General features: G+C 70.2%; 17 protein-coding genes. 7 read left to right on the top strand and 10 right to left on the bottom strand.

The features are described from left to right. Positions 1–83: 83 nt before the first annotated feature. Together H1D24_RS16820 and H1D24_RS16815 are read right to left on the bottom strand one after the other, a co-directional pair. Complete coding sequence (locus H1D24_RS16820) at positions 84–680, bottom strand: YdeI/OmpD-associated family protein (RefSeq protein ID WP_181658387.1); 597 nt, start codon at positions 678–680, stop codon at positions 84–86. Between the two features lie 112 nt (positions 681–792). After that, the gene (locus tag H1D24_RS16815; protein ID WP_181658386.1) at positions 793–1,491 is read right to left on the bottom strand and encodes a TetR/AcrR family transcriptional regulator; all 699 of its coding nucleotides are present in this window, start codon (positions 1,489–1,491) and stop codon (positions 793–795) included. A 150-nt stretch (positions 1,492–1,641) separates the two neighbouring features. Here H1D24_RS16815 and H1D24_RS16810 point away from each other — a divergent pair, with 150 nt between their 5' ends. The 3 genes from H1D24_RS16810 (at position 1,642) to H1D24_RS16800 (ending at position 6,269) form a co-directional block, all read left to right on the top strand. Next, entirely contained in the window at positions 1,642–3,162 is a 1,521-nt protein-coding gene (locus H1D24_RS16810; protein ID WP_181658385.1) for an APC family permease, read from the top strand. Between the two features lie 314 nt (positions 3,163–3,476). Next, positions 3,477–5,135, top strand: coding sequence for an amidohydrolase (locus tag H1D24_RS16805; protein ID WP_181658384.1), 1,659 nt, complete (start codon positions 3,477–3,479; stop codon positions 5,133–5,135). A 165-nt stretch (positions 5,136–5,300) separates the two neighbouring features. Continuing rightward, complete coding sequence (locus H1D24_RS16800) at positions 5,301–6,269, top strand: SDR family NAD(P)-dependent oxidoreductase (protein ID WP_181658383.1); 969 nt, start codon at positions 5,301–5,303, stop codon at positions 6,267–6,269. 96 nt (positions 6,270–6,365) lie between these two features. On the opposite strand, the gene H1D24_RS16795 is transcribed toward H1D24_RS16800, so the two are convergent. The 4 genes from H1D24_RS16795 to H1D24_RS16775 form a co-directional block, all read right to left on the bottom strand. Continuing rightward, entirely contained in the window at positions 6,366–7,409 is a 1,044-nt protein-coding gene (locus tag H1D24_RS16795; protein WP_181658382.1) for an SRPBCC family protein, read from the bottom strand. A gap of 20 nt (positions 7,410–7,429) precedes the next feature. Continuing rightward, positions 7,430–7,969, bottom strand: a complete 540-nt coding sequence (locus H1D24_RS16790; RefSeq protein ID WP_220136823.1) for a hypothetical protein — start codon at positions 7,967–7,969, stop codon at positions 7,430–7,432. A 104-nt stretch (positions 7,970–8,073) separates the two neighbouring features. Beyond that, complete coding sequence (locus H1D24_RS16785; RefSeq protein WP_181658380.1) at positions 8,074–11,118, bottom strand: glycoside hydrolase family 2 TIM barrel-domain containing protein; 3,045 nt, start codon at positions 11,116–11,118, stop codon at positions 8,074–8,076. A gap of 176 nt (positions 11,119–11,294) precedes the next feature. Next, positions 11,295–12,290: a PfkB family carbohydrate kinase gene (locus H1D24_RS16775; RefSeq protein WP_181658539.1), complete on the bottom strand. Its 996-nt coding sequence runs from the start codon at positions 12,288–12,290 to the stop codon at positions 11,295–11,297. Positions 12,291–12,504: 214 nt separating this feature from the next. Here H1D24_RS16775 and H1D24_RS16770 point away from each other — a divergent pair, with 214 nt between their 5' ends. Genes H1D24_RS16770 through H1D24_RS16755 form a run of 4 tightly spaced genes read left to right on the top strand, consistent with a single transcriptional unit; the run spans position 12,505 to position 18,987 of the window. Further along, positions 12,505–13,254, top strand: coding sequence for a DeoR/GlpR family DNA-binding transcription regulator (locus H1D24_RS16770; RefSeq protein WP_181658379.1), 750 nt, complete (start codon positions 12,505–12,507; stop codon positions 13,252–13,254). Continuing rightward, positions 13,251–14,597 carry a 6-phospho-beta-glucosidase gene (locus H1D24_RS16765; protein WP_181658378.1) on the top strand — a complete coding sequence of 449 codons (1,347 nt, stop codon included), beginning with the start codon at positions 13,251–13,253 and terminating at the stop codon, positions 14,595–14,597. Before H1D24_RS16770 ends, H1D24_RS16765 begins: the two co-directional genes overlap by 4 nt. Positions 14,598–14,607: 10 nt before the next feature. Further along, complete coding sequence (locus tag H1D24_RS16760; protein WP_181658377.1) at positions 14,608–17,715, top strand: alpha-mannosidase; 3,108 nt, start codon at positions 14,608–14,610, stop codon at positions 17,713–17,715. A 3-nt stretch (positions 17,716–17,718) separates the two neighbouring features. Further along, positions 17,719–18,987: an alpha-L-fucosidase gene (locus H1D24_RS16755; protein ID WP_181658376.1), complete on the top strand. Its 1,269-nt coding sequence runs from the start codon at positions 17,719–17,721 to the stop codon at positions 18,985–18,987. A gap of 130 nt (positions 18,988–19,117) precedes the next feature. Here the strand turns inward: H1D24_RS16755 and H1D24_RS16750 are convergent, their stop codons facing one another. The 4 genes from H1D24_RS16750 to H1D24_RS16735 all read right to left on the bottom strand — a co-directional run bounded on the left by H1D24_RS16750 (position 19,118) and on the right by H1D24_RS16735 (position 22,989). Next, entirely contained in the window at positions 19,118–19,684 is a 567-nt protein-coding gene (locus tag H1D24_RS16750; RefSeq protein WP_181658375.1) for an Rv1733c family protein, read from the bottom strand. Positions 19,685–19,708: 24 nt separating this feature from the next. Continuing rightward, positions 19,709–20,605 (bottom strand): universal stress protein, encoded by an 897-nt coding sequence (locus H1D24_RS16745; RefSeq protein ID WP_181658538.1) that lies wholly within the window; start codon positions 20,603–20,605, stop codon positions 19,709–19,711. 144 nt (positions 20,606–20,749) lie between these two features. Continuing rightward, entirely contained in the window at positions 20,750–21,391 is a 642-nt protein-coding gene (locus tag H1D24_RS16740) for a Rid family hydrolase (protein ID WP_181658374.1), read from the bottom strand. Then, positions 21,388–22,989: a flavin monoamine oxidase family protein gene (locus H1D24_RS16735; protein ID WP_181658373.1), complete on the bottom strand. Its 1,602-nt coding sequence runs from the start codon at positions 22,987–22,989 to the stop codon at positions 21,388–21,390. Before H1D24_RS16735 ends, H1D24_RS16740 begins: the two co-directional genes overlap by 4 nt. Between the last annotated feature and the right edge of the window lie 57 nt (positions 22,990–23,046).

Here is a 23,046-nt window from a genome sequence, read left to right as displayed (position 1 = left end):
GAACGGCGTTTCGGTTCGCGCCCTGAATGGCGTAGCGACTCACGTTCCGAGTGGCTGACGGCCGTGCTCCCGAACGGGAGTCACTACGCGTAGAACTTCCGCCCCTCCCGCAGCATCTCCACGAACTGCGCCAGACGCCGGGCCCGAGTCTCGGGACGCTTCGCGGTCTGGAGGCGGTGGTACAGGGCGTAACGGTTGCGGCTGTCGAGACCGGCGTAGAACGCGGCCGCCACGGGGTCGGCGTCCAGGGCGGCCTGCAGGTCCTCGGGGACGGTCGCCGCGGCCTGCCCGGCGTAGGCGGCATCCCACCGGCCGTCCGCCTTCGCCCGCTCCACCTCACGCAGCCCCGTCGGCCGCATCAGGCCCTGCTCGGTGAGGACCCTCACCTTCTCCCGGTTGATCTGCGACCACATGCTGCGCGGACGGCGCGGGCAGTATCGCTGCAGAAAGTACGTGTCATCCTCCCGTTTGCGCTGCCCGTCGATCCAGCCGAAGCAAAGGGCCACATCGAGAGCCTCGGGCGCGGTGATTGTCGTCTCGCCCTTGCCCTTCTTGGCTATACGCAGCCAGGCGCCGGTGCTCCGGTCGTGGTGCTCCTCCAGCCACGCCGTCCAGGCCTGCTGGTCGGCGAAGCGGTGGGTGGGCTCGGGCTGGGGTCCGGCAGGCTCCGCAGGTGTCATGGGCGGCATCCAAGCGGAGGGCGGCAAGGCGTGCAACGACTACGGTGCCAGGCCGCGCAACCGACCGCTGTGGGGCCGTGCGTACGAAGCCGCCAGCGACCTCTCAACCCTCTCAGCGCTGCCCGGCCGGCGCATGCGCGGCGAGGGCGGCCAGCAGCAGGTCCACCGCTTCCTCGAAGGAACTCTCCGCCATGGCGTGCAGCTCGCCACGAACCGTGCTCAGGGCCGGGTAGGCCTCGGAGTCCGCGGTCTGGTAGACCTCAGTCCACGCCTGCTGGTCCGCCTCTCGTTGTTGCCGGGGGAGTGCCAGGCAGGCGGCCTCCATGGCCGCGTGGCTGAGGACGGTGTCGATGAACGCCAGGTAGAGGCGGACTGCGCGATCAGGGGCGAAGCCCGCCGACAGCAGCAGGCCCACCCCGGTCTCCACGGCACGGAACTCGTTCTCGCGGCGGGTCACACGGTACGAGGCCATGGCGGCCGCACGCGGATGGGCGAGGTAACCGGCGCGCACCCGCAGAGCCATCTCGCGGAGCGAGGCCACCCAGTCGGGGCCGGGGTTGAATCCCTCCATGGCGTCCCCGATGATCCGGTCCGCGACGGCCAGCACCAGGTCGTCGGTGTTGCGGAAGTAGCGGTAGAGCGCGCTCGGGTCGCATCCCAGGGCGCTGCCGAGACGACGTACGCTCAGGGCCTCGGGACCGTGCTCGCCGATGAGCCGCAGCGCGGTCTCCACGATCAGGCCCTGGGACAGGAGCACCCCTGAGCGGGTGGGGCGACGGCGCCTGTTCTCCTGGGGGACACGGGTGGGCATTGCGGCTCCTCTCACTGTGACGGCAGTCGCAGTGAACGGCCCGGCACCGCTTATGTCAACACCGTTGACGCAAAGTGCACTGTCGTTGTTCCATCGCATCTCCGCACGGCTCTTCCCCCGCCCGTCCCCGTCCCCGCGAGGAGCCCCCCGATGTCCCACACCGCACCCAGACCAGCCAGGTCAGAACAGTCGGCTTCTCCCGCCCCACTGCGCCGCTCCCTCGGCGTCGTAGACGGTGTAGCCATCGCCGCCTCCAGCACGGCGGCCACCACCAGCATCGCCATCGGCATGGGCACCATCGCCGCGACCGTGGGCCTCCAGGCCCCGGCCCTCCTGCTGCTGGCGTTCCTCCCCGTGCTGGGCATCGCCACCGCCTACGCGCGACTCAACCGCTCGGAACCCAACTGCGGCAACGGCTACGTGTGGGTCGGCAAGTCCCTCGGCCCCTGGCCCGGCTTCCTGACCGGCTGGGTCACCCTGGTCGGTTCGATCATCTTCCTCGCCTACACCAGCGCGGTCACCGGCTCGGTCGTGCTGATCTTCGCCAACAAGGCAGGCCTGGACAGCCTCGCCGGGATCGCCCTCGACCCGGCGTCCACCGGAGTCAGCACCGTCGTCGGACTGATGACTCTGACGGCCGTCACGGTCCTGGCCGTCACCGGGGTCCGCAGTGCCACCCGGCTGCAGTTCGGCCTTCTGGTCTTCGAGTACGCCGTGCTGCTGGTGTTCTGTACGTGGGCGCTCGTCACGGGCTCGCAGGAGTTCTCACTGTCGTGGTTCAACCCCTTCGAGATGTCCAGCGGCACGGCGTTCGCCCAGGGGCTGGTCCTGGCGGTGTTCTTCTTCTGGGGCTGGGACGCGGCGTTCAGCGTCACCGAGGAGACCAAGAGTCCGGGCGACTCCGCCCGCGGCGGTTTCATCGCCCTGTTCGCCATGCTCGGCCTGTTCATCTTCGCCTCCGTCGCCTTCCAGCGGGAGATGAGCCTGCCCGAACTCGTCAAGAACGGCCCCCAGGCACTCCCGTACCTGGGCGCCAAGCTGGCCGCCGAACCGTGGGCGAGCCTGCCTCTGCTCGCGCTGATGTTCTCGGCCGTCGCCTCCGTTCAGGCCGCCGTCATCCCCACCGCCCGCGGGCTGCTGGCGATGGGCCGCGATCGCACCCTGGGGCCCGTGTGGACCCGTGTTCACCCCAAGTACGGCACTCCCGCCGCCGGAACCGTGCTCGTCATGTCGATCGCTGTCGGCATCGCCCTGCTGGCCGTGGCCATCCCCAAGCTCAGCGACATGCTGCTGGCCGCCGTCAACGCCATCGGACTGGTCGTCGCCCTCTACTACGGCCTCACCGCCCTCGCCTGCGCCGTCCGCTTCCGCGACGCCCGCCGCGACGGACTCCGCGAGGCGCTGCTCGCGGTCGGCGTTCCCGCAGCATCCGGCATGGTCCTGCTCGGCCTCGGCGCCTACCTCGGATACTCGTACCTCACCATGAGCGACCACTTCGAACTCAGCCCCGACAACGGCTGGTTCATGTTCTCGCTGCCCGCCACCATCGTCGTCAGCGGGCTCGTCATGGCCGCCGTCGCCAAGTACGCCCGCAGCTCGCCGTACTTCACCACCGGACGCGGCACCGACGCCGACGCCCTCGCGCTGCCCATGGACCGTACGGCCGTCTGACGCCGCCCCTGCCCAGGGACCGTACGGCCGGCCAACTCCCGCCCCTGCCCAGGGACCGTACGGCCGGCCAACTCCCGTCCTGCCCAGGGACCGTACGGCCGGCCAACTCCCGTCCTGCCCTTGGACCGTACGGCTGTCCAACTCCCGTCCCGCCCTTGGACCGTACGGCCGTCCGGCGCCCACCCTGCGCATGGCACCATGCGGGCGTCCGACCCTGACCCTGCCCATGCCGTACGGCCGTCCGACGCCGCCCCTGCCCAGGGACCGTACGGCCGTCGGCCGTCCGACCCGCACCCACCTTGGAGTTCACCTTCATGTCCCACCCCCAGGCCGCAGATCTCGTCTTCACCGGCGGACCCGTCCACACCGTCGATCCCGCCCGTAGCCGCGCCACCGCCGTGGCCGTGCGCGACGGGCGGATCGCGGCCGTCGGCCACGACGAGGTGCACGAGCTGATCGGCGCCCGCACCGAAGTCGTCGACCTCGCCGGACGTCTGCTGCTGCCCGGCTTCCAGGACGCCCACGTGCACCCCCAGGGCGCGGGCCTCGAACTGGGACTGTGCCACCTGGGCGACACCGTCGACCCGGCGGAGTATCTGCGGCGCATCAAGGCGTACGCCGACGAGCACCCGGACGTCGAGTGGATCACCGGTGGCGGCTGGTCCATGGAGGCGTTCCCGGGCGGCACCCCCACCGCCGCCCTGCTCGACGCGATCGTTCCCGACCGGCCCGTCTTCCTGCCGAACCGCGACCACCACGGCGCCTGGGTCAACAGCCGAGCCCTCGAACGGGCCGGCATCGACGCCCGCACCCCCGACCCCGCCGACGGCCGTATCGAACGCGACACCGAAGGCAATCCCACCGGCATGCTCCAGGAGGGCGCGACCCACCTCGTGGCCCGGCTGGTGCCCGACCCCACCCTCGAGGAACAGACCGCCGCCCTGCTGCGCGCCCAGGCCGTCCTCCACTCGTACGGGGTCACCGCGTGGCAGGACGCCATCATCGGTACCTACACCAACATGACCGACCCGGCCCCCGCCTATCACGCGGCCCTGACGGACGGGCTGCTCACCGCCCGGGTGGTCGGCGCCCTGTGGTGGGACCGCGCCCGGGGCGCCGAACAGATCCCCGAACTCGTCACCCGTCGGGAAGAGTTGAGCCATGGTCGGTTCCGGGCCACGACCGTCAAGATCATGCAGGACGGCATCGCCGAGAACCACACCGCCGCCATGCTGGACCCGTATCTCACCGGCTGCGGCTGCGCCTCCGACAACAGCGGCATCAGCTTCGTCGAACCGGGTGACCTGAAGAAGTACGTCACCGAACTCGACGCCCTCGGCTTCCAGGTGCACTTCCACGCTCTCGGCGACCGCGCGGTGCGCGAGGCACTCGACGCCGTCGAAGCCGCCCGCGCCGTCAACGGATGGCGCGACACGCGGCACCACCTGGCGCATCTCCAGGTCGTCCACCCCGACGACGTCCCGCGCTTCCGCGCCCTGGGCGCCACCGCCAACATCCAGGCGCTCTGGGCCGCGCACGAACCGCAGATGGACGAGCTCACGCTGCCCTTCCTCGGTGCCGAACGCGGTAGGTGGCAGTATCCGTTCGGCGATCTGCTGCGCGCCGGCGCCACCCTCGCGGCGGGCAGCGACTGGCCGGTCAGCAGCCCCGATCCGCTGGCAGCCATCCACGTCGCCGTCAACCGGATCGCGCCCGCCGCGCCGGACGGCACCGGGGTGTTCCTGCCCGAGCAGCGCATCGACCTGGGGGCCGCCATCGCCGCGTACACGGCGGGCAGCGCCTATGCGAACCACCTCGACGACACGACCGGCAGCATCGCCGTCGGCAAGCTCGCCGACCTCGTCGTCCTGGATCGCGACCCCTTCGCCGGGCCGCCCGAGGAGATCGCCGCGGCCCGGGTCCTGCAGACCTTCGTCGACGGCTGCCGGGTGTATGCGGTGCCTGATGCGTGAGGTGTCCTGAGCAGTTGCCGCTGGCGACTGAGGCGCCCTGGCACGTGAGGCGCGGCGCCCCCTGCGTATCACGCCCGGCTGATTCCGGGCTCGGCGCCGCGTAGTGCGCCGGTGCCGAGGTATCGGCTTGCCCTGGAGTGCACTCACATTCGTAGCATCCGGGGCATGGCAACTCCTCAGCACAAGATCGGATCGGGATTCGGCGCCCGGAGCACCGCCGACGACGTCCTGCAGGGAATCGACCTCTGCGGGAAGCTCGCGGTCGTCACCGGCGGTTACTCGGGCCTGGGGCTGGAGACCACACGTGCGCTCACCCGCGCCGGTGCCCATGTCGTCGTACCCGCCCGCCGGCCGGCGACCGCCCATGAGGCGGTCGCCGACATCGAGGGGGCAGAGGTGGACGAACTGGACCTCGCCGACCTGGACAGCGTGCGTGCCTTCGCGGACCGCTTCCTCGCCTCCGGCCGCACGATCGACATCGTCATCAACAACGCCGGGATCATGGCCTGTCCCGAGACTCGGGTCGGCCCCGGCTGGGAGGCACAGTTCGCGACCAACCATCTCGGCCACTACGCGCTCGTCAACCGGCTCTGGCCCGCCATCACGCCAGGCGGGGCCCGCGTCGTCGCCGTCTCCTCGGCGGGCCACCACTTCGCGGGCATCCGCTGGGACGACATCCACTTCGAGCACGGCTACGACAAGTGGCAGGCCTACGGACAGGCGAAGACGGCCAACGTGCTGTTCGCCGTGCATCTCGACACACTCGGCCGGGATGCCGGAGTGCGCGCGTCCTCGCTGCATCCCGGTGGCATCCTCACACCACTGCAGCGCCACCTGGACAAGCAGGAAATGATCGACCGGGGCTGGATCGACGAGGCCGGCGAACTGGTGGACCCGACGGCGTTCAAGACGCCCCAGCAGGGTGCCGCGACACAGGTATGGGCGGCGACGTCACCGCAGTTGCAGGGCCTGGGCGGCGTCTACTGCGAGGACTGCGACATCGCCGAGCCCGCCCCGAGCGACGGCGAGCGAATCGGCGTACGGGACTCCGCGACCGACCCCGAGCAGGCCGCGCGGTTGTGGGCGCTCTCGGCCGAACTCACCGGAGTGGACGCGTTCGCGTCGTCCGACTGATACGGCGGATGCGGGACCACGACGGACGCGGGACCACGACGTTGACCCTGCCGACCGGCACAGTCCTGGGCAGGCGGCGCCGCGCCGCCTGCCCGGTTACCGACGCTCCTTCTCGACGTAGTCCTCTTCGTCTTCGTCTTCGTCTTCGAATTCGTCCTCGTACTCGTCCTCGGGCTCGGTCCTCCGTTCTCGTTCGTACACTTCCTCGTCCTCGTCCTCCGGCTCTTCCTCGTATTCGTCCTCAGGTTCTTCTTCCTCAGCCTCTTCTTCCTCGGCTTCTTCTTCCTCGGCCTCTTCCTCAGGTTCTTCTTCTTCGAGCTCTTCTTCTTCCGGTCCCTTTTCCTCCAGCTCCGCTTCCTCTTCCGGTTGCTCCTCGCCCCGGCGCACGACCTTCCCCCCGTGCACCTCGCCCCGCCAGCCCTCTACCTTCTCGGGGTGCAGCAGGGCCTCGGTCATGAGGTGACGGCGGTAGTGCTTCAGCTCGAGACGCGCCCGGCGTCCCTGGGCTCGCCAGAGGTTTCCGCTCAGCTCGAACAGCCCCTTGGGGTGGTACTGGAGAACCAGCAGGACCTTGGTGAGATCGGGGGCCAGCTCGTGGAAGGTGACCGCACCGTCCACATATCCCTTCACCGCGTCCGAGCGCCACACGATCCGCTTGTCGGGCACCTGCTCGAGGATCTCGGAATGCCATTCACGGGTGGAGAGGAAGATCTTGGCTTTCCAGTCGAGTTCCGTGTCGGAGGTCTGCTCGACCACCTCGACCTTCTTCATGAAAGAGGGGAATTCCTCGAACTGGGTCCATTGGTTGTAGGCGACAGAGACCGGTACGCCGACATCGACCTCCTCGACGATGTTGACGGCCTTGAGCTTCGACTTCTCGCCGCCATCCGGTTTGCCACCCGGTATGGCGTGCTTGACCTTCTCCGTGGCCTGGTGCAGGCCGGCTTTGAGAATGGGCTTCAGTACCGCCTTGCCAAGGGATACACGGCCCCCGGCAGCCTCGGTCACTTTGCTCAGCGCTCGCGAGCCCAGCGCTGCAAGCAGATTCTGTGTCTCCTGAATCAGGCGCTCGGTGGGCAGTTCCTTCGCAAGGGTGCCGACACCGCCGACTGTGCGCCGCTCGTCCAATTGCTCAGCCATGGTTCCTCACCCCTGGCATGTCACCCGTGGCTTCGCCGCTGCGCCGCTCCTCCAGTGTCGGCGCTCTTCCTGGGCTTGGAGGGACGGTCGGCTGGTGTCTTCGGCCTGCTGCCGACGACGCGCTTCACCCTCTTGGCCGCTTCTTCCGGCCTGGCCACTTCCTCCGCCCTGGTCTTCTTCGCCGGCTCCGCTTGCGCGGCCTTCTCCGCTGCCTTCGCCTGCTCGGTGTCCCGGGCCTTTGATTTCTTGGTCTTCTCTCCGGCTTCGGGGGAGCGCAGCGCCGCGGTCCGCTCTTCCAGCCGGTCGCTCAGCGCGTCCATGCGCTGGCTGACCGCAGCCATGGCCGCCGACCTGCCCGCGGACACCAGTTGGCTGCGGAAGTCCTCGGTCAGCTTGCCGACCTCGGAGGACATCAGCTTCTCGGTGCCCAACGGGCTATGGCCCGACATGAGACGCCTGCCTGCCGCTGCGCCGGCAAGGGCGAGTGCCCATCGTGTCCTGTGGTTGCGCCCGAAGAGATAGCCGCTGGTGAAGGCCAGAGCCACCTGGCCGTTGTTCATGATCGCCGCCTCACTCTTGTCGAAGACGAACGCGGGATATTTCCCTATGGCCCAGTATGCGCATTTCATTCCTGTCCGGGGCCGCCTGTTCGAGGCGCCGATCTTCACAGGGAGCGAAGCACCCAGGCCCAGCGGTGGACGCCGGGCCCCACCCGGTAGCTGGGCAGGGTGTCCGGTCCGCACGACGCGGTGCCGAGGCCGCGGTGTGCCGCGTCGAGGTGAACTACGCAGTGCGGCAGCGGCACGAGCTCGTCGTGGTGCGCGGCGGCTGCGAGGTCGGCGGCACGGTAGCGCGTGACCGAGATCTGCCTGGGGGCGTCCAGCCGTACGGAAAGCCCGCCACCCGTGGCCGACAGCAGGGAGAACCTGCGTACGCACCGTCCTCCGCTCTCCTGCGGCCGCAGGTAGGGCGTGAACAGAGCGTCCACACGGGCACTGTGGTGGCCGACGGGCCCGCCCGCGCTGCGGTCCGGGTACGTCTCCCAGGGGCCCTGCCCGTACCACTCCATCCGGTCGAGCCCCTCCACCGTCTCGAGGACCGTGCCGACCCGCGCGACATTGGTCAGTCCCTCGGGGAGGACGGCGGTCTCCTCGATGAGGAGTCCGCCGTCGGGGAGCGGACTGAAGACCTGCTCGTGCTCGACCATGCCGGCGCCGGTCGGGTACGCGCTGCGCACCGTCACGCGCTCGGCCCGGCGCTCGACGGAGACCGGCTTGCGTACGAGGCTGTCGAGATCCAGCTCCTGCCAGCGCTGCGCGGCGCCGCCCAGCAGGTCGTTGTCGGTGGGCGCGCGCCACAGGCTCAGTACGGGCGAGGAGGTCAGCAACGGATGGACGAGGAGACCGTTCGCATCGACCTCGACCTCGACCTCGACCTCGACCTCGACCTCGACCTGGACCGCAGGACCGGTGACTGCCGGAGACCCAGCCACACCCGAAGCCGACGGAACCGCGCCCGGGGCGGGCGGAACCGCAGCCGGAGCCCATGCCGGAAGCCACACCGAAGGCCGCTCCCGCAACCGGACCTGCGGAGTGCACACCTCCGTACCGCACTCCGCCCACGGCTCATCGCCAGCCGTCGTCAAGCGCAGCGTCAGCCAGGCCTCGCCGACTCCGTGGTTCGCGCTCAGCTCCGCGGGCGGCTCGACGACGGCCGACCCACCCGGCGGTACACGCGGCAGCTCGGCCGGCGCGGTCCGTGTGCCCGCCTCCTCGGCGGCTAGCACCCACTCGCCGGCCAGCCACGACAGATCGCGGAAGTGCTGGCGGTTGTGGATCCTCAGCTGCCCGCCCTCGTACGACAGCCTCACGGGAGCTGCGAGTTCGCGGTGCTCGTACATGGCGGGCTTCGGGGTGCGGTCGGGGAAGACCAGTCCGTCCGCGCAGAAGGCGCCGTCGTTGGGCGTGTCGCCGAAGTCGCCGCCGTACGCCCAGCGGTAGCCGGGGGCGGTGACGCCGTCCGCGAAGGTGTTCGGGGCGCCAGGGCCGGCGGGGCGTCCGTCGGACAGGTCCTGCAGGATGCCGTGGTCCCAGAACTCCCAGACGAAACCGCCCTGCAGACCCGGGGTGGACTCGATGGCCGCCCAGTAGTCGGCGAGGCTGCCGTTGCTGTTGCCCATGGCATGCGAGTACTCGCACAGGATCAGCGGCTTGGTCTGCTCGCCGGAGACGGCATGGGAGACGATCTCGTCGATCGAGGCGTACATCGGGCAGACGATGTCGCTCGCGACCTCGCGCGACGACCAGTCGGTCTTCGCGGCTCCTTCGTACTGGAGCGGGCGCGTCGGATCGTGGCGGCGCGCCCAGCCCGCGGCCGCGTCGTGGTTGGCGCCGTAATCGCTCTCATTGCCCAGCGACCAGATCACGACGCTCGGATGGTTCTTGTCGCGCAGCACCATGCGCGAGACGCGGTCGACGAACGCGGGCAGGTAGCGCGGGTCGTCGGCGATCTCATGGGCGTGGTCGTGGCTCTCGATGTCCGCCTCGTCCACGACGTACAGGCCGAGCTCGCCGGCGAGGTCGAGGAGAGTGGGATCGTTGGGATAGTGCGAGGTGCGTACGGCGTTGAAGCCGAAGCGCTTCATCGTCTCCAGGTCCGCCCGCATCTCGGCGGGGGTGACCGTACGGCCGGTGAGCGGGTGGAAGTCGTGCCGGTTGACGCCCCGGATGAACACCCGCTCGCCGTTGACGAGCAGATCACGCCCGCGGATCTCGACCGTGCGGAAGCCGATGCGGTGGTACGCGGTGTCGGCGATGCCGCCGTCGGCGCGGTGCAGCCGCACCGTGAGGCCGTACAGGGCGGGTGTCTCGGCCGACCAGGGCCTGACGTCCCTCACGCGCGTGCACAGCTGGGCCTCGCCGAGGAACTCCGAGACCCGCTCGGTCTCTTCGTTGACGCGGTCGAACTCCGCGTTCTGGGCCAGCGCGATGCCGTCCAGATCACCGGAGAGGTACCAGCCCCGGGGGAGCGGCCCCCGCGCGTCGCGCACCTGGCAGTCCACCCGCAGCGAACCGCCCTGGTCCGCTTGGACCTTCACATCCGCGAGGTGGAGCGGATCCGTGGCGTACAGCAGGACGGAGCGTGTGATGCCGCCGTGCCACCAGTGGTCCTGGTCCTCGATGTGCGAGGCGTCGGACCACTTGACCACGGTCAGCCGCACGGTGTTGCGCTCGCCCGAACGTACCGCGTCGGTGACGTCGAACTCGCTCGCCAGATGCGAGTCCTTACCGATGCCCACGGCATGACCGTTCACCTCGGCGATGAGAACGCTCTCAGCGGCACCGGCCTGGAGGACGATACGGCGGCCGGCCCAGTCGGCCGGGACGTCGAAATCCCTCTCATGCACGCCCGTCGGGTTGGTGGCCGGCGACAGTGGCGGGTACTCGCGCCAGGGCATCTGCACATTGGTGTACTGCGGCAGATCGCGCGGGTCCTGCATGGTCCAGCAGCCCGGCACCACCAGCTCGGACCACTCCTCGGTGAGCGGTGCGTCCGGTGTGGGCAGCAGTTGGAAGCGCCACCTGCCGTCCAGTGAGAGGCTGCCGGGCCGGCGGTCCACCGCGTGCATGGGCAGCCGCCGCCACCCGGTGGTCTCCGGTGATTCCCAGGGACGTGCTGCCCAAGGGCCCATAAGCGGCTGTCCGTTCATACGCCGGTCCAGCACCAGAGAGTCGTGTTGCGGCCGGTGGAGCCGCTGGGTACCGAGCAGCTCGCCGTGGTACCGCCGAGCGCCGCGGCAGCCGTGGTGGCCAGGCCCGTTCGAAGCAGCCCTCTACGCGAGAGGTGCACTCCTTCCACCGCCTTTCGGGTGCGTGCGATGCATCTCTATGAGATGGAATCGCTGGGGGAGTGGGGAGAGCGGTGGGAGTGCGGGGTGACGGGTGCGCGCTGCACGGGTGCGCCGGGATCCGCCGGGATGCGGTCGGACAGGAATCCGTACGCGCGGCTCAGTTCGGGGTCGTTGCTGCCGGTGGTCCGCCACCACTGGTCGATGCCGTACCAGCCGGGCGCGGCGAGCGCTCCACCGTGGTGCCGTACGGACAGGCCCGCCGCGAGGCCCGCGAAGCGCAGCCGGTCGGCGAGCGGCCAGCCGCCGAGGGTCGCGGAGACGAAACTCGCCCCGAAGACGTCGCCGGCGCCCGTGGCGTCCAGGGCCTCGACGTCGAGGGCCCGGACCTGCGCGAACTCACCCGTGGTCTGGTCGATGGCGAGGGCGCCGTCGCGGCCGCAGGTGACGACGGCCACCGGTACGAGCTCGGCGAGCCGCCGGAGTGCCGCGCCCGGCGTGTCCGTACGCGTGTAGGCCATCGCCTCCCCGTCGTTGGGCATGAAGGCGTGGCAGAGCGAGAGCTGGCCCAGGAGGTCGGTGGACCACTGCTGCGTGGGGTCCCAGCCGACGTCCGCGAAGATCCGGGTCCCGGCGGCCGCGGCCTTCGCGATCCACTCCTGCGGTTCGGAGCCGATGTGCACGATCGCGGACCTGGCGGGGGGCATGCCCTGCATCAAGTCGTCCTGGCTGTACGGCGGTTCCTGGCCGTGGGTGACCAGGGACCGGTCGTGGCCCTGTGCCAGGGAGAAGGTGACGGGTGTGTTCCAGCCCGGTGCCGTACGGGACAGCGACAGGTCGACGCCCTCCTGGTCGGCGAGGATCTTCCGGCAGTACGTTCCGTAGAAGTCGTCGCCGAAGACCGTGGCCAGTGAGGTGGCCAGTCCGTAACGGGCGGCGGCCACCGCGAGGTTGGCGATGCCGCCGGGGCCGGAGCCCATGCCGTCCGTCCAGATCTCCTCGCCCGGGGTCGGCGGCTTGGGCAACCCCGTCATGACGACGTCGTAGAAGAGCAGCCCGGTGAGAAGCACGTCCGGCCGGGCATCCTCGGCCCGGTCCGAAACCAGGGGCGGCTCATGCACGACCGCATCCTCTCGTCAACTATCTGCAAGTACGTGCACAGGATCGTGCGCCCTGCTCGCGCGCTTGGCAAGAGTTGAGCGAACATGAGCATAGAAATGATTGGGATTGACGAGTAGTGTTCATCGCGTGCTGGCTGAGCGACGTCACCAACTGATCCTGCGTGCCCTGCGATCCGGCGGCCCCGCGGCCGTCGCGGATCTATCCGAGCGACTGGGGGTAAGCCCCGCCACCGTGCGGCGCGACCTGGTGAAGCTGGAGGAGATGGGGCTCCTCACCCGTGTCCACGGCGGTGCGGTCGTCGAGGAGGGCGACCAGCCCTTCGCCGAGGTCGCCGAGATCCGCGTGTCCGAGAAGGACGCGATAGCCGCGTGCGCGGCGGACATGATCGAGGACGGCCAGTCGGTGCTCCTGGACATCGGCACCACCGCCTACCGTCTCGCCCGCCGGCTGCACGGCCGCAGGCTGACCGTGATCACGTCCAACCTCGTCGTGTACGAGGAACTGGCCGACGACGCCGGCATCGAGCTGGTGCTCCTCGGCGGCATGGTGCGCCGCGAGTACCGCTCGCTCGTCGGCTTCCTCACCGAGGACAACCTCCGCCAGCTCCACGCGGACTGGCTCTTCATGGGCACCAGCGGGGTTCGCCCCGGAGGCCACGTCATGGACACCACGGTGGTCGAGGTCCCTGTCAAACGGGCCATGATCAAGGCGGGCGAGAAGGTGGTGCTCCTCGCCGACGCGGGCAAGTTCCCCGGCACGGGCATGGCCAAGGTCTGCGGCCCGGAGGACCTGGATGTAGTAGTGACCAACGCCTCCTCGGATGCGGCGACCTGTGCCGCGTTCGAGGAGGCCGGTGCAAAGGTGGTTCAGGTATGAGGCTGACGATTCTGGGCGGCGGAGGATTCCGGGTTCCGCTGGTCTACGGGGCGCTGCTCGGCGATCACGCCGAGGGCCGCGTCACCCGTGTCACCCTCCACGACCTGGACGCGGGACGCCTCGCGGCCGTCGCCCGCGTGCTGGCCGAACAAGCCGAAGGCATCCCGGACGCCCCCCAGGTCACCGTCACCACCGACCTGGATGAGGCGCTCACCGGCGCCGACTTCGTCTTCTCGGCGATCCGCGTCGGCGGCCTGGCGGGCCGGGCGGCCGACGAGCGCGAGGCCCTGGCCGAGGGCGTCCTCGGCCAGGAGACGGTCGGCGCCGGCGGCATCGCGTACGGCCTGCGCACGGTACCAGTCGCCGTCGACATCGCCCAGCGCGTGGCCCGGCTCGCGCCCGACGCCTGGGTCATCAACTTCACCAACCCGGCCGGACTGGTCACCGAGGCCATGTCCCGGCACCTCGGCGACCGTGTCATCGGCATCTGCGACTCGCCGGTGGGCCTCGGGCGCCGCATCGCGCGCGTGCTGGGCGGCGACCCGGACAAGGCGTGGATCGACTACGTCGGCCTCAACCACCTCGGCTGGGTGCGCGGCCTGTCCATCGACGGCCGCGACGAGCTGCCCCGCCTCCTCGGCGACGCGGCGCTGCTCGAGTCCTTCGAGGAGGGCAAGCTCTTCGGCGCCGAGTGGCTGCAGTCCCTGGGCATGATCCCGAACGAGTATCTGCACTACTATTACTTCAACCGGGAAGCCGTCAGCGCATATCAGGGCGTTGTTCAGACCCGCGGCGCCTTCCTCCACGACCAGCAGTCGCGCTTCTATGAGGAGATGAAGGACCCCGCGGCGCCTGCCCTCGCCACCTGGGACCGGACCCGCGCCGAGCGCGAAGCCACGTACATGGCGGAGAACCGCGAGGTCGCGGGCGTCGGCGAGCGGGACGCCTGCGACCTGGAGTCCGGCGGCTACGAGCAGGTCGCCCTCTCCCTGATGCGCGCCATCGCCAGGAACGAACGCACCACGCTCATCCTCAACGTCCGTAATCGCACCACTCTGTCCGCTCTCGACTCGGACGCTGTCATCGAGGTGCCGTGCCTCGTCGACGCGGGCGGTGCCCACCCTGTCTCCGTGGCGCCCCTGCCCGACCACGCCACCGGCCTCGTGTGCAGCGTCAAGGCCGTCGAGCGCGAGGTCATGGCCGCGGCCGAGAGCGCTTCCCGCGCCACCGCGGTCAAGGCCTTCGCCCTGCACCCGCTCGTCGACTCCGTCACCGTCGCCCGCCGCCTCGTCGACCGCTACACGCGCGAGCACCCCGGCCTCGCCTACCTGAACCGGAAGTAGGAGCCCCTTCATGCACGACGAACGCCGACGCATCGAGGAGCGCGTGGAGCGCATCCTCGACCAGCGCATCCAGCCCGCCGTCCACGCCGCTTCCGTCCCCTTCGAGGTCGAGGCCTGGGAGGTCCCGGACGAGCCGGTGCCCTTCGCCGAGGCCCAGTCCGCGACGTACGAGCCCTTCGCGATGGGGACTCCGTGGGGCCCGCCGTGGGGCACCACCTGGTTCAAGGTCCGTGGCGAGGTGCCCGCCGAGTGGGCGGGCAAGCGGGTCGAGGCGGTCTTCGACCTCGGCTTCGTGGGCGACTGGCCGGGCAACCAGGCCGAGGCACTCGTCCACACCCCGGACGGGGCCCCGCTCAAGGCGGTCAACCCGCAGAACCAGTACGTACCGATCGCGCACCCTGCGGCCGGCGGCGAGCAGGTCGACTTCCTCATCGAGGCCGCCTCCAACCCGGACATCCTCGCCAACGGGTTCCGCCCCACCCCGCTCGGCGACAAGACCACCGCCGGCCGGGCGCCGCTCTACACCTTCGCCCGCGCCGACCTGGCGGTCCTTGACGAGAACGTCTGGCACCTCTCCCTGGACCTCCAGGTGCTGCGCGAACTGATGCTGGAGCTCGGGGAGCACGACCCGCGGCGCCACGAGATCATGCACGCCATCGACCGCGCCCTCGACGCGCTGGACCTGGACGACGTCTCGGGCACCGCCACGGACGTACGGGAGTTGCTGAAGGGCGTCCTGGAGCGCCCCGCGCACGCCAGCGCCCACACCCTGTCGGCCGTCGGCCACGCGCACATCGACAGCGCCTGGCTCTGGCCCATCCGCGAGACCAAGCGCAAGACGTCCCGGACCTTCTCCAACGTGACCGCGCTGGCCGAGGAGTACCCGGAGTTCATCTTCGCCTGCTCGCAGGCGCAGCAGTACGAGTGGGTCCGCGACAACTACCCCAAGGTCTGGGAGCGCATCCAGGAGGCCGTGAAGAACGGCCAGTGGGCGCCCGTCGGCGGCATGTGGGTGGAGGCGGACGGCAACCTGCCCGGCGGTGAGGCCCTCGCCCGCCAACTCGTCCACGGCAAGCGGTTCTTCATGGACGAGTTCGGCATCGAGACCAAGGGCGTGTGGCTGCCGGACTCCTTCGGCTACAACGCCTGCTACCCGCAGCTCGCCAAGCTCGCCGGAAACGAGTGGTTCCTGACCCAGAAGCTCTCCTGGAACCAGACCAACAAGCTGCCCCACCACACCTTCTGGTGGGAGGGCATCGACGGCACGCGGATCTTCACCCACTTCCCGCCCGTGGACACCTACAACGCCGAGTTCTCCGGCAAGGAGATGGCCCACGCCGTCCGCAACTACCAGGACAAGGGCCGCGGCACGCGCTCCCTGGCGCCGTTCGGCCACGGCGACGGCGGTGGCGGTCCCACCCGCGAGATGATGGAGCGCGCCCGCCGCCTCGCCGACCTGGAGGGCTCCGCGAAGGTCGTCGTCGAGCACCCCGACGACTTCTTCGCCGCCGCCCGCGCCGAGTACCCGGACGCACCGGTCTGGTCGGGCGAGCTCTACCTGGAGCTCCACCGCGCCACGTACACCTCGCAGGCCCGCACCAAGCAGGGCAACCGCCGCAGCGAACACCTCCTGCGGGAGGCCGAGCTGTGGGCGACGGCGGCGGCCCTGCACGCGCCGGGCTACGCCTATCCGTACGAAAAGCTGGACCACCTCTGGAAGACGGTCCTCCTCCACCAGTTCCACGACATCCTGCCGGGGTCGTCGATCGCGTGGGTGCATCGGGAGGCGGAGGCGGAGTACGCGCGCGTGGCCCGCGAGTTGGAAGTGATCACGAGCGAGGCGCGAGCAGCGCTCGGCACCGGTGCTCCGTACGCCTTCAACGCGAGCCCGCGCGCCCGCGCCGAGGTCGTCACCGTCCCGGCCGAGGTGGCCGAGGCCCTCGACCCAGGCCTGCCGCGCCTGACGGACGGCTCGTCGGCGATCTTCGTCCAGGTCCCGGCTTCCGGCAGTGCGCCGATCACGGCGTCGGTTCCGAGGCCGACGCCCGTCACCGTCACGGACCGCGTGCTCGACAACGGCCTGGTACGCGTGGAGTTCGCAGAGGACGGCACCCTCGCATCCGTACGAGACCTCGTAGCCGACCGCGAGGTCCTCGCCCCCGACTCCGCCGGCAACCTCCTCCGCCTCCACACCGACCTCCCCAATTACTGGGACGCCTGGGACATCGACAAGCACTACAAACACCGCTTCACCGACCTCCTCGACGCCGAGTCGGTCACCGTCACCGAGAAGGGCCCCCTGCTCGGCGCCGTACGCGTCGAGCGCGCCTTCGGCAAGGGCTCCCGCATCGTGCAGACGGTGACGGTCCGGGCGGGCAGCCGCCGTATCGACGTCGAGACCGAGATCGACTGGCACGAGGCCGAGAAGATCCTCAAGGCGGCCTTCCCGATCGACATCCACGCCGACCGCTCCACGGCCGAGATCCAGTTCGGCCACGTCCACCGCCCGACCCACACCAACACGAGCTGGGAGTCGGCCCGGTTCGAGGTCTACGGCCACCGCTGGGTGCACGTCGAAGAGCCCGGCTACGGCGTCGCGGTCATCAACGACTCCACGTACGGGCACGACGTCAGCCGCACCACCCGCGAGGACGGAGGCACGACCACCACGGTCCGCCTCAGCCTGGTCCGTGCCCCACGCGTGCCCGACCCCGAGGCCGACCAGGGCAAGCACCGCTTCACGTACGCCCTGCTGCCCGGCGCGACCGTCGAGGACGCGATCGCCGAGGGCTACGCCCTCAACCTGCCGCTGCGCGTAGCGGAGAGCGGTACGGCCGTGGACCCGCTTGTCACCACCGACGGCCCGGCCGCCGTGGTGGAAGCGGTCAAGCTTGCCGACGACCGCTCGGGCGACGTGATCGTCCGCCTCTACGAGTCGCTCGGCGGCCGCACCCGCACCACGGTGCGCCCCGGTTTCCCGCACACCGGCGCCACGGTCACCGACCTGCTGGAACGCCCGCTCGCCGACGCCCAGCCGCTGACCATCGCCGAGGACGGCACGGTCACGGTGGACCTCCGTCCCTTCCAGGTGCTCACCCTGCGCTTCAGGAGGGCCTGAGGCATGGCGATGCAGCCATGGTTTCCCGACGCGAAGCTGGGGATCTTCATCCACTGGGGCATCTACGCCGTCGACGGCGTACAGGAGTCGTGGTCGTTCTTCGAGGGCGACGTCCCGCACGACCAGTACATGGCGCAGCTGGACCGCTTCACGGCCGCCAAGTACGACCCCCGGGAGTGGGCCGAGCTGTTCGCCCGTGCGGGCGCCCGCTACGGGGTGCTGACGAGCCGTCACCACGACGGCGTCGCCCTGTGGGACACCGCTCAGGGAGACCTGAACGTCGTCCGCCACACACCGGCGGGCCGCGACCTGCTCGGCCCCTATGTCGAGGCCCTGCGCGAGCAGGGCCTGAAGGTCGGCTTCTACTACGCCCACAACGACTGGAACCACCCCGACTACGCCTCCACTCGCTACGAGGGCCGGCCGCCCGAGCAGGAGGACAACCCGTATGCCGAGGTCCCCAAGGAACGGGAGGACCTCGAAGCCTGGGCGCGCTACCTCGACTACCGCGACGCACAGGTCCGAGAGCTCTGCACCCGCTACCGCCCCGACCTCCTCTGGTTCGACGGTGAGTGGGAGCGCACCGAGGAGCAGTGGCGCATAGGTGAGCTGGCCGAGCTCATCCGCTCCGAGGTACCCGACTGCGTGCTGAACGCACGGATGCTCAGCGAGGGCGACTACGCCACACCGGAGCAGGGTGTGCCGATCGTTCCCCCGGAAGGGCCCTGGGAGCTGTGCCTGACGATCAACGACTCCTGGGGCTACCGGCACCACGACCACAACCACAAGTCCACCGGCCAGCTGATCCGCTACTTCACCGAGACCATCGGGGCGGGCGGCAATCTGCTCCTCGACGTGGGCCCCAAGGAGGACGGCACCATCCCCTCCGAGCAGGTCGAGCGCCTCGAAGGCCTCGGGGCCTGGATCGCCAGGCACGCGGACGCGGTGTACGGCACGGTCCGCGGCCTGCCCGCCGGGCACCACTACGGCCCCAGCACCCTGTCGGCCGACCGCCGCACCCTCTACCTGACGGTCTTCGACATCCCGCGGGGCTCCATCGGCGTACGCGGCCTGCGTACGCCAGTACGCCGCGTGAGCGTGCTCGGCACCGGCACGGAGCTCGGACACAAGGTCATCGGCGGCCTGCATGAGGCGCCCGGTGTGCTGTGGATCGATGCGCCGGCAGCCGCCGACCTGGACGACTACGCGACGGTGCTCGCCGTGGAACTCGACGGCGAACTCGATCTCTACCGCGGGGGCGGCCGCTTCTGAGCGCGAAAGCGGCCGCTTCTGAGCGCGAGACCGGTCGTCACTCGACCGGTCTCGTCTCAGCTGGTCTCGCGTTGCGTGTCTCGTGTCTCGTGTCTCGTGTGAGTCGACTCTCGTATCGGTACGTCCCGCCTCAGGTGAGCCGCTTGCCCCACTGGGGCCCGACACGGGCCCACTCCTGCTCCCACGCCACGGCGCGGTGCCGGTCGATGCCCAGCTGCACGACCCAGCGCGCACCCAGCACCGCCGCCCCGGTGCCGCCCATGGTCAGCAGTCCGGCCAGGGCGGAAGCGCTCGCGGCCTCGGTCTCGGTGGCCGGCTCTCCGGTGAGTTCACCCTTCCCGTCGGTCCATATCCGGGTGGTGGAACCGGCCCGGCTGTCCGGCCCGACGTCCGCCTTCGCCGTGTGCTCCTTGCCGTCGGGCCCCGTCCACCGCACGGTCGCCTGGAAGCGCACGTACCTGCCCGCCTGCCACGCGCTCGCGTCCTCGGCCAGCACCGCGGTGGTGCGCTGCCGCTCCTCACGCTGGCGCTGCAGCTCGTTGTCGACGCGCAGCCCGGCCAGTACGCCTGCCAGGGGCAGGCCGATCACCAGCAGCACGGCGACGACGAGCACGACCCATGCCTCGACGACGTCGGAGCGGCGTTTGAGCAGATTGTGCCGCCACCGCCAGAATCCGACCGTCCCGCTCTGTCGCATGACCGCAATCCTTTCTCGGAGGCGTCACGCCGGCTGGGGTACGACGGCGACCGGGCATTCGGCGTGGTGCAGCACGGCATGGCCGACCACACCCAGCTGAAGACCGAGATGCCCGGGGCGGCGCTGGGCTCCGACGATGAGGAGGTCCGCCGCGGCCGAGCGGCGCACCAGTACCTTGCGGGCCGGGCCTTCGACGGTGGCGCGGCGCACGCGCACCCCCGGGTGCTCCCGGGCGGCCTCCCGCAGCGCCTGGTCGAGCCGGGCCGACGCCTCGCTCTCGTGCTGGCGCGCGTGCTCTGCGGGGGAGCGGGGGCGCCCGGCGGCTGCCTCGAGAGGGTGTTCCAGCGCCTCGAGGGCCGGGGTGCGCCAGGCGCGTACGGCGTCGAGGGTGCAGCGGCGCGCCTCGGCCTCGCGAAAGGCGAACTGCACCGCCGCCGGTGCGGAGCGGTCTCCGACACCGAGCAGGATGTGCCCGTGTCCGGACCGTACGCTGAAGTCGTCGCCGCGCACGATGATCACCGGGCAGTGGGCGCGCGCCGCCACCGCCAGGCCGACCGAGCCGAGCAGCAGATCGGCGACCTCGCCGCGGCCGTGCGAGCCCAGGACCAGTGCGGAGGCTTCCTCACCTTCCTGCAGCAGGGCCCGCGCGGGGTCCTCACGCACCACTTCGGTCGTGATCTTCAGGTCACGATTGCGGTACCGGGCGCGTTCGGCAGCGGCTGCGACGATGTTCTCGGCGAGCACCTGCCCGGACGGACGTTTTCCGCGGTCCTGCGCGGCCACGATCTCGTAGCGCTCCCAGAGGGAGGCGTTGACCAGGTGCAGCGGCAGTCCATGGCGCAGTGCGTGTTCGACGGCCCAGTCCGTGGCGCGGAGGCTGGAGTCCGATCCGTCGACACCCACGACCAGCGGCAACTCCATCGTGCCCACCACCTTCGCCCTCGCGGTGACGTCGACACGAGTTCCCACCAGCACCCTATTGGAACCCCGCACAGGCGCAAACGCGCCCCTGCGGGGCGGAACCCGATCACGGGCTCCGCCCCGCAGGGCAGTTTTCCGCGCTGATCAGCGCTTTTTGTACGTCGCCGTCACCTCGACCTCGACCAGCCAGCCCTTCACCGCCAGCGAGGCGACCTCCATCGTGGCCCGCGCCGGGCGGGCCTTGTTGGCGAGCAGGGGCGGCTTCGCGGGCGAGGTGCCCATGGGCACCGGGACCACCTCGTCCGACTTCAGGTCGATGTTGGCGAAGAACTGCCGGTACGCGCGGTTCCAGCCCGCGTAGTCGGCGAGCTCGGCGCCCGGCGGCTTCATCAGGTAGCACTTCATCGTGATGACGTCGGCCGGGGTCAGGCCCGCGGCCTCGAGGTTCGTCTTGATGTTGCGGAGCACGACGAGCGCCTGCGCCTCGGTGACCGTGACGCCCTCGGCGCCCTCCGTGAGGGAGGGGTCGGTGAAGCGCTCGGGCGTACCCTCCGGCGCGGACGGGTTGAGCGCGGACGGCCCCAGTCCGCTGCTCTGATAGACGGCCACCTCCCCGCCCGTTGCCACGCCATTGGCGATCGCCGGGTTGGACTGGCCGTCGGGCAGCATGACGCGCACCTCCTTCGGGCCGGGCCACCAGCCCTGGGCTCCCGCCAGCGCGGTGCCGCCCGTGAGGAGCGAACCGGTCAGGGCCGCACCGATCAACACCTTCGCAGACCGCTTCATGCAGCCATCACCCTCTCGTGGATGTCCGTCACGACCTTGCGGGCCGAGGTGAACGCGCCGTGCTGCCAGGCGATGACATGGCTGAGCCAGTCGCCGGCGAAGTAGACATGGCCCGCGGGCTTGTTGAGAAGCGCGTACTCCGGGCCGCTCTGCGAGGGCCAGCCCACCCAGCCGGCCTCGATGTGGGGCGTGCGGTGCCAAGCCACGCTGAAGGACTGGTCGAGCTCGGTGCGGTACTTCTCGCCGTGGATCTTCACGCCCCGGCTCACCGCCCGCGCCACCCGCTCGGCGTGCGGCAGATCGCTGTACGCGACGGCGTTGGCGCCGAAGTTGTAGTAGCCGATGAGCGTGCCGCGCTGACCCTGGTAGCCGTACGAGGGGTACCAGATGGTGGCCAGGTCCGTGTCGGTCGGCGTGATGCCGCCGTAGATGTGCTCGTCCGTCTCCCACCAGCGGCTGCGGTACTCGAGCCCGACCTTGCCGACGGGTATTGGGACGGCGTACTTCAGTGCCGCGGTGATGTCAGAGCCCAGGTTGTGCTTGATCCGGGCCATGATCATGGGCGGGACTGCCGCCACGACGAAGTCGGCGCGCTGCGTGCGCGTGCGGCCCTGCGCGTCCTCGTACGTGACCTCGGCGCCGTCCTGGAGGTCGCTCACCTCCAGCGCCTTCGCGCCGTACGTGATCCGGTCCTGGCCGATGGCCTTCGCCAGCGCGTAGGGGATCGCGTCCATCCCGCCCACCGGCTGGAACATCAGCATGGCCTGGTCGTAGCCGAACTCGAACGAGAAGCGCTGCCCGACGCCGCTCGCGATGACGTCCGACAGCGACGGCACCGGGCCGAGCACCGTGCCCTCCTCGAAGGCCGCACCCGGCTCGACCGAGTAGCCGCGCCGGTCGGTGCCGGCGTAGGCGTAATCGTCGGCCTTGCCCTTGATGGCGCCGAAGTTCCGCAGGAACGCGATCAGCCGGTCCTTGTCGTCCGCGGTGAGCTCCTTGTCCAGGGCTCCCCGGTCGGTGGCCTTGGCGAGCAGCTCGGACACATAGCCGTAGACGTCGGCCTTCGCGGTGCGCCACCGCATGGCCTCGCCCGCGAGCGCGGCGCTGTTCTCGTGGTAGATGTACGCGTTGGCGTTCTGATTGGTGAACACCTCGAGAGCTACGCCGAGTTCACGGCAGTACTCGAGCGTGACATGGGACTGCGGCAGCCGGGCCGGGCCCGCGTTCATGTACTGGCCCTTGGAGAACGACGCCGTCTGGGTGCGCCCGTCCAGGTCGGTCAGCTTGGTGCCGCCGCGGACCGTCCAGTTGCGGCCGCCGGGGCGGCCCTTCGCCTCCAGGATCCGGCAGTCGTAGCCCGCCTTGCCCAGCTCGTACGCCGTCGCCAGGCCGGCTATGCCGCCGCCCAGTATGAGGACCTTCTTGCCACTTCGCCCGGTCAGCGTGAAGTCGCTGTTCTGGGGTGCCCGGTACTCCTCCGCCCGTACGTCGGGGACCGGCGCCACACCCAGTGCTCCCATCGCCGAGTAGAGCATTCCCGCGCCGCCCGCGACCCCGATGGATCTCAGAAGGTCGCGGCGAGATGTGTGTTGAGCCATCAGTTCCTCCTCACCCGGTGCCCGCGGATCAGGGCGGCCGGGGCGATTCGTCCTGTC

Origin of the sequence: Streptomyces himalayensis subsp. himalayensis, from assembly GCF_013778455.1 — a bacterium.
GTDB classification, from domain to species: domain Bacteria; phylum Actinomycetota; class Actinomycetes; order Streptomycetales; family Streptomycetaceae; genus Streptomyces; species Streptomyces himalayensis.
This window is presented reverse-complemented; position numbering and strand designations above follow the sequence as displayed.

What these genes read in the sequence shown, in the direction of transcription:
- H1D24_RS16740 (WP_181658374.1), bottom strand. Translation starts at nt 21,391, where the DNA reads ATGAAGCGGTCTGCGAAGGTGTTGATCGGTGCGGCCCTGACCGGTTCG.
- H1D24_RS16745 (WP_181658538.1), bottom strand. Translation starts at nt 20,605, where the DNA reads ATGGAGTTGCCGCTGGTCGTGGGTGTCGACGGATCGGACTCCAGCCTC.
- H1D24_RS16805 (WP_181658384.1), top strand. Translation starts at nt 3,477, where the DNA reads ATGTCCCACCCCCAGGCCGCAGATCTCGTCTTCACCGGCGGACCCGTC.
- H1D24_RS16815 (WP_181658386.1), bottom strand. Translation starts at nt 1,491, where the DNA reads ATGCCCACCCGTGTCCCCCAGGAGAACAGGCGCCGTCGCCCCACCCGC.
- H1D24_RS16790 (WP_220136823.1), bottom strand. Translation starts at nt 7,969, where the DNA reads ATGAACAACGGCCAGGTGGCTCTGGCCTTCACCAGCGGCTATCTCTTC.
- H1D24_RS16765 (WP_181658378.1), top strand. Translation starts at nt 13,251, where the DNA reads ATGAGGCTGACGATTCTGGGCGGCGGAGGATTCCGGGTTCCGCTGGTC.
- H1D24_RS16785 (WP_181658380.1), bottom strand. Translation starts at nt 11,118, where the DNA reads ATGAACGGACAGCCGCTTATGGGCCCTTGGGCAGCACGTCCCTGGGAA.
- H1D24_RS16820 (WP_181658387.1), bottom strand. Translation starts at nt 680, where the DNA reads ATGACACCTGCGGAGCCTGCCGGACCCCAGCCCGAGCCCACCCACCGC.
- H1D24_RS16775 (WP_181658539.1), bottom strand. Translation starts at nt 12,290, where the DNA reads ATGACGGGGTTGCCCAAGCCGCCGACCCCGGGCGAGGAGATCTGGACG.
- H1D24_RS16810 (WP_181658385.1), top strand. Translation starts at nt 1,642, where the DNA reads ATGTCCCACACCGCACCCAGACCAGCCAGGTCAGAACAGTCGGCTTCT.
- H1D24_RS16800 (WP_181658383.1), top strand. Translation starts at nt 5,301, where the DNA reads ATGGCAACTCCTCAGCACAAGATCGGATCGGGATTCGGCGCCCGGAGC.
- H1D24_RS16755 (WP_181658376.1), top strand. Translation starts at nt 17,719, where the DNA reads ATGGCGATGCAGCCATGGTTTCCCGACGCGAAGCTGGGGATCTTCATC.
- H1D24_RS16760 (WP_181658377.1), top strand. Translation starts at nt 14,608, where the DNA reads ATGCACGACGAACGCCGACGCATCGAGGAGCGCGTGGAGCGCATCCTC.
- H1D24_RS16735 (WP_181658373.1), bottom strand. Translation starts at nt 22,989, where the DNA reads ATGGCTCAACACACATCTCGCCGCGACCTTCTGAGATCCATCGGGGTC.
- H1D24_RS16750 (WP_181658375.1), bottom strand. Translation starts at nt 19,684, where the DNA reads ATGCGACAGAGCGGGACGGTCGGATTCTGGCGGTGGCGGCACAATCTG.
- H1D24_RS16795 (WP_181658382.1), bottom strand. Translation starts at nt 7,409, where the DNA reads ATGGCTGAGCAATTGGACGAGCGGCGCACAGTCGGCGGTGTCGGCACC.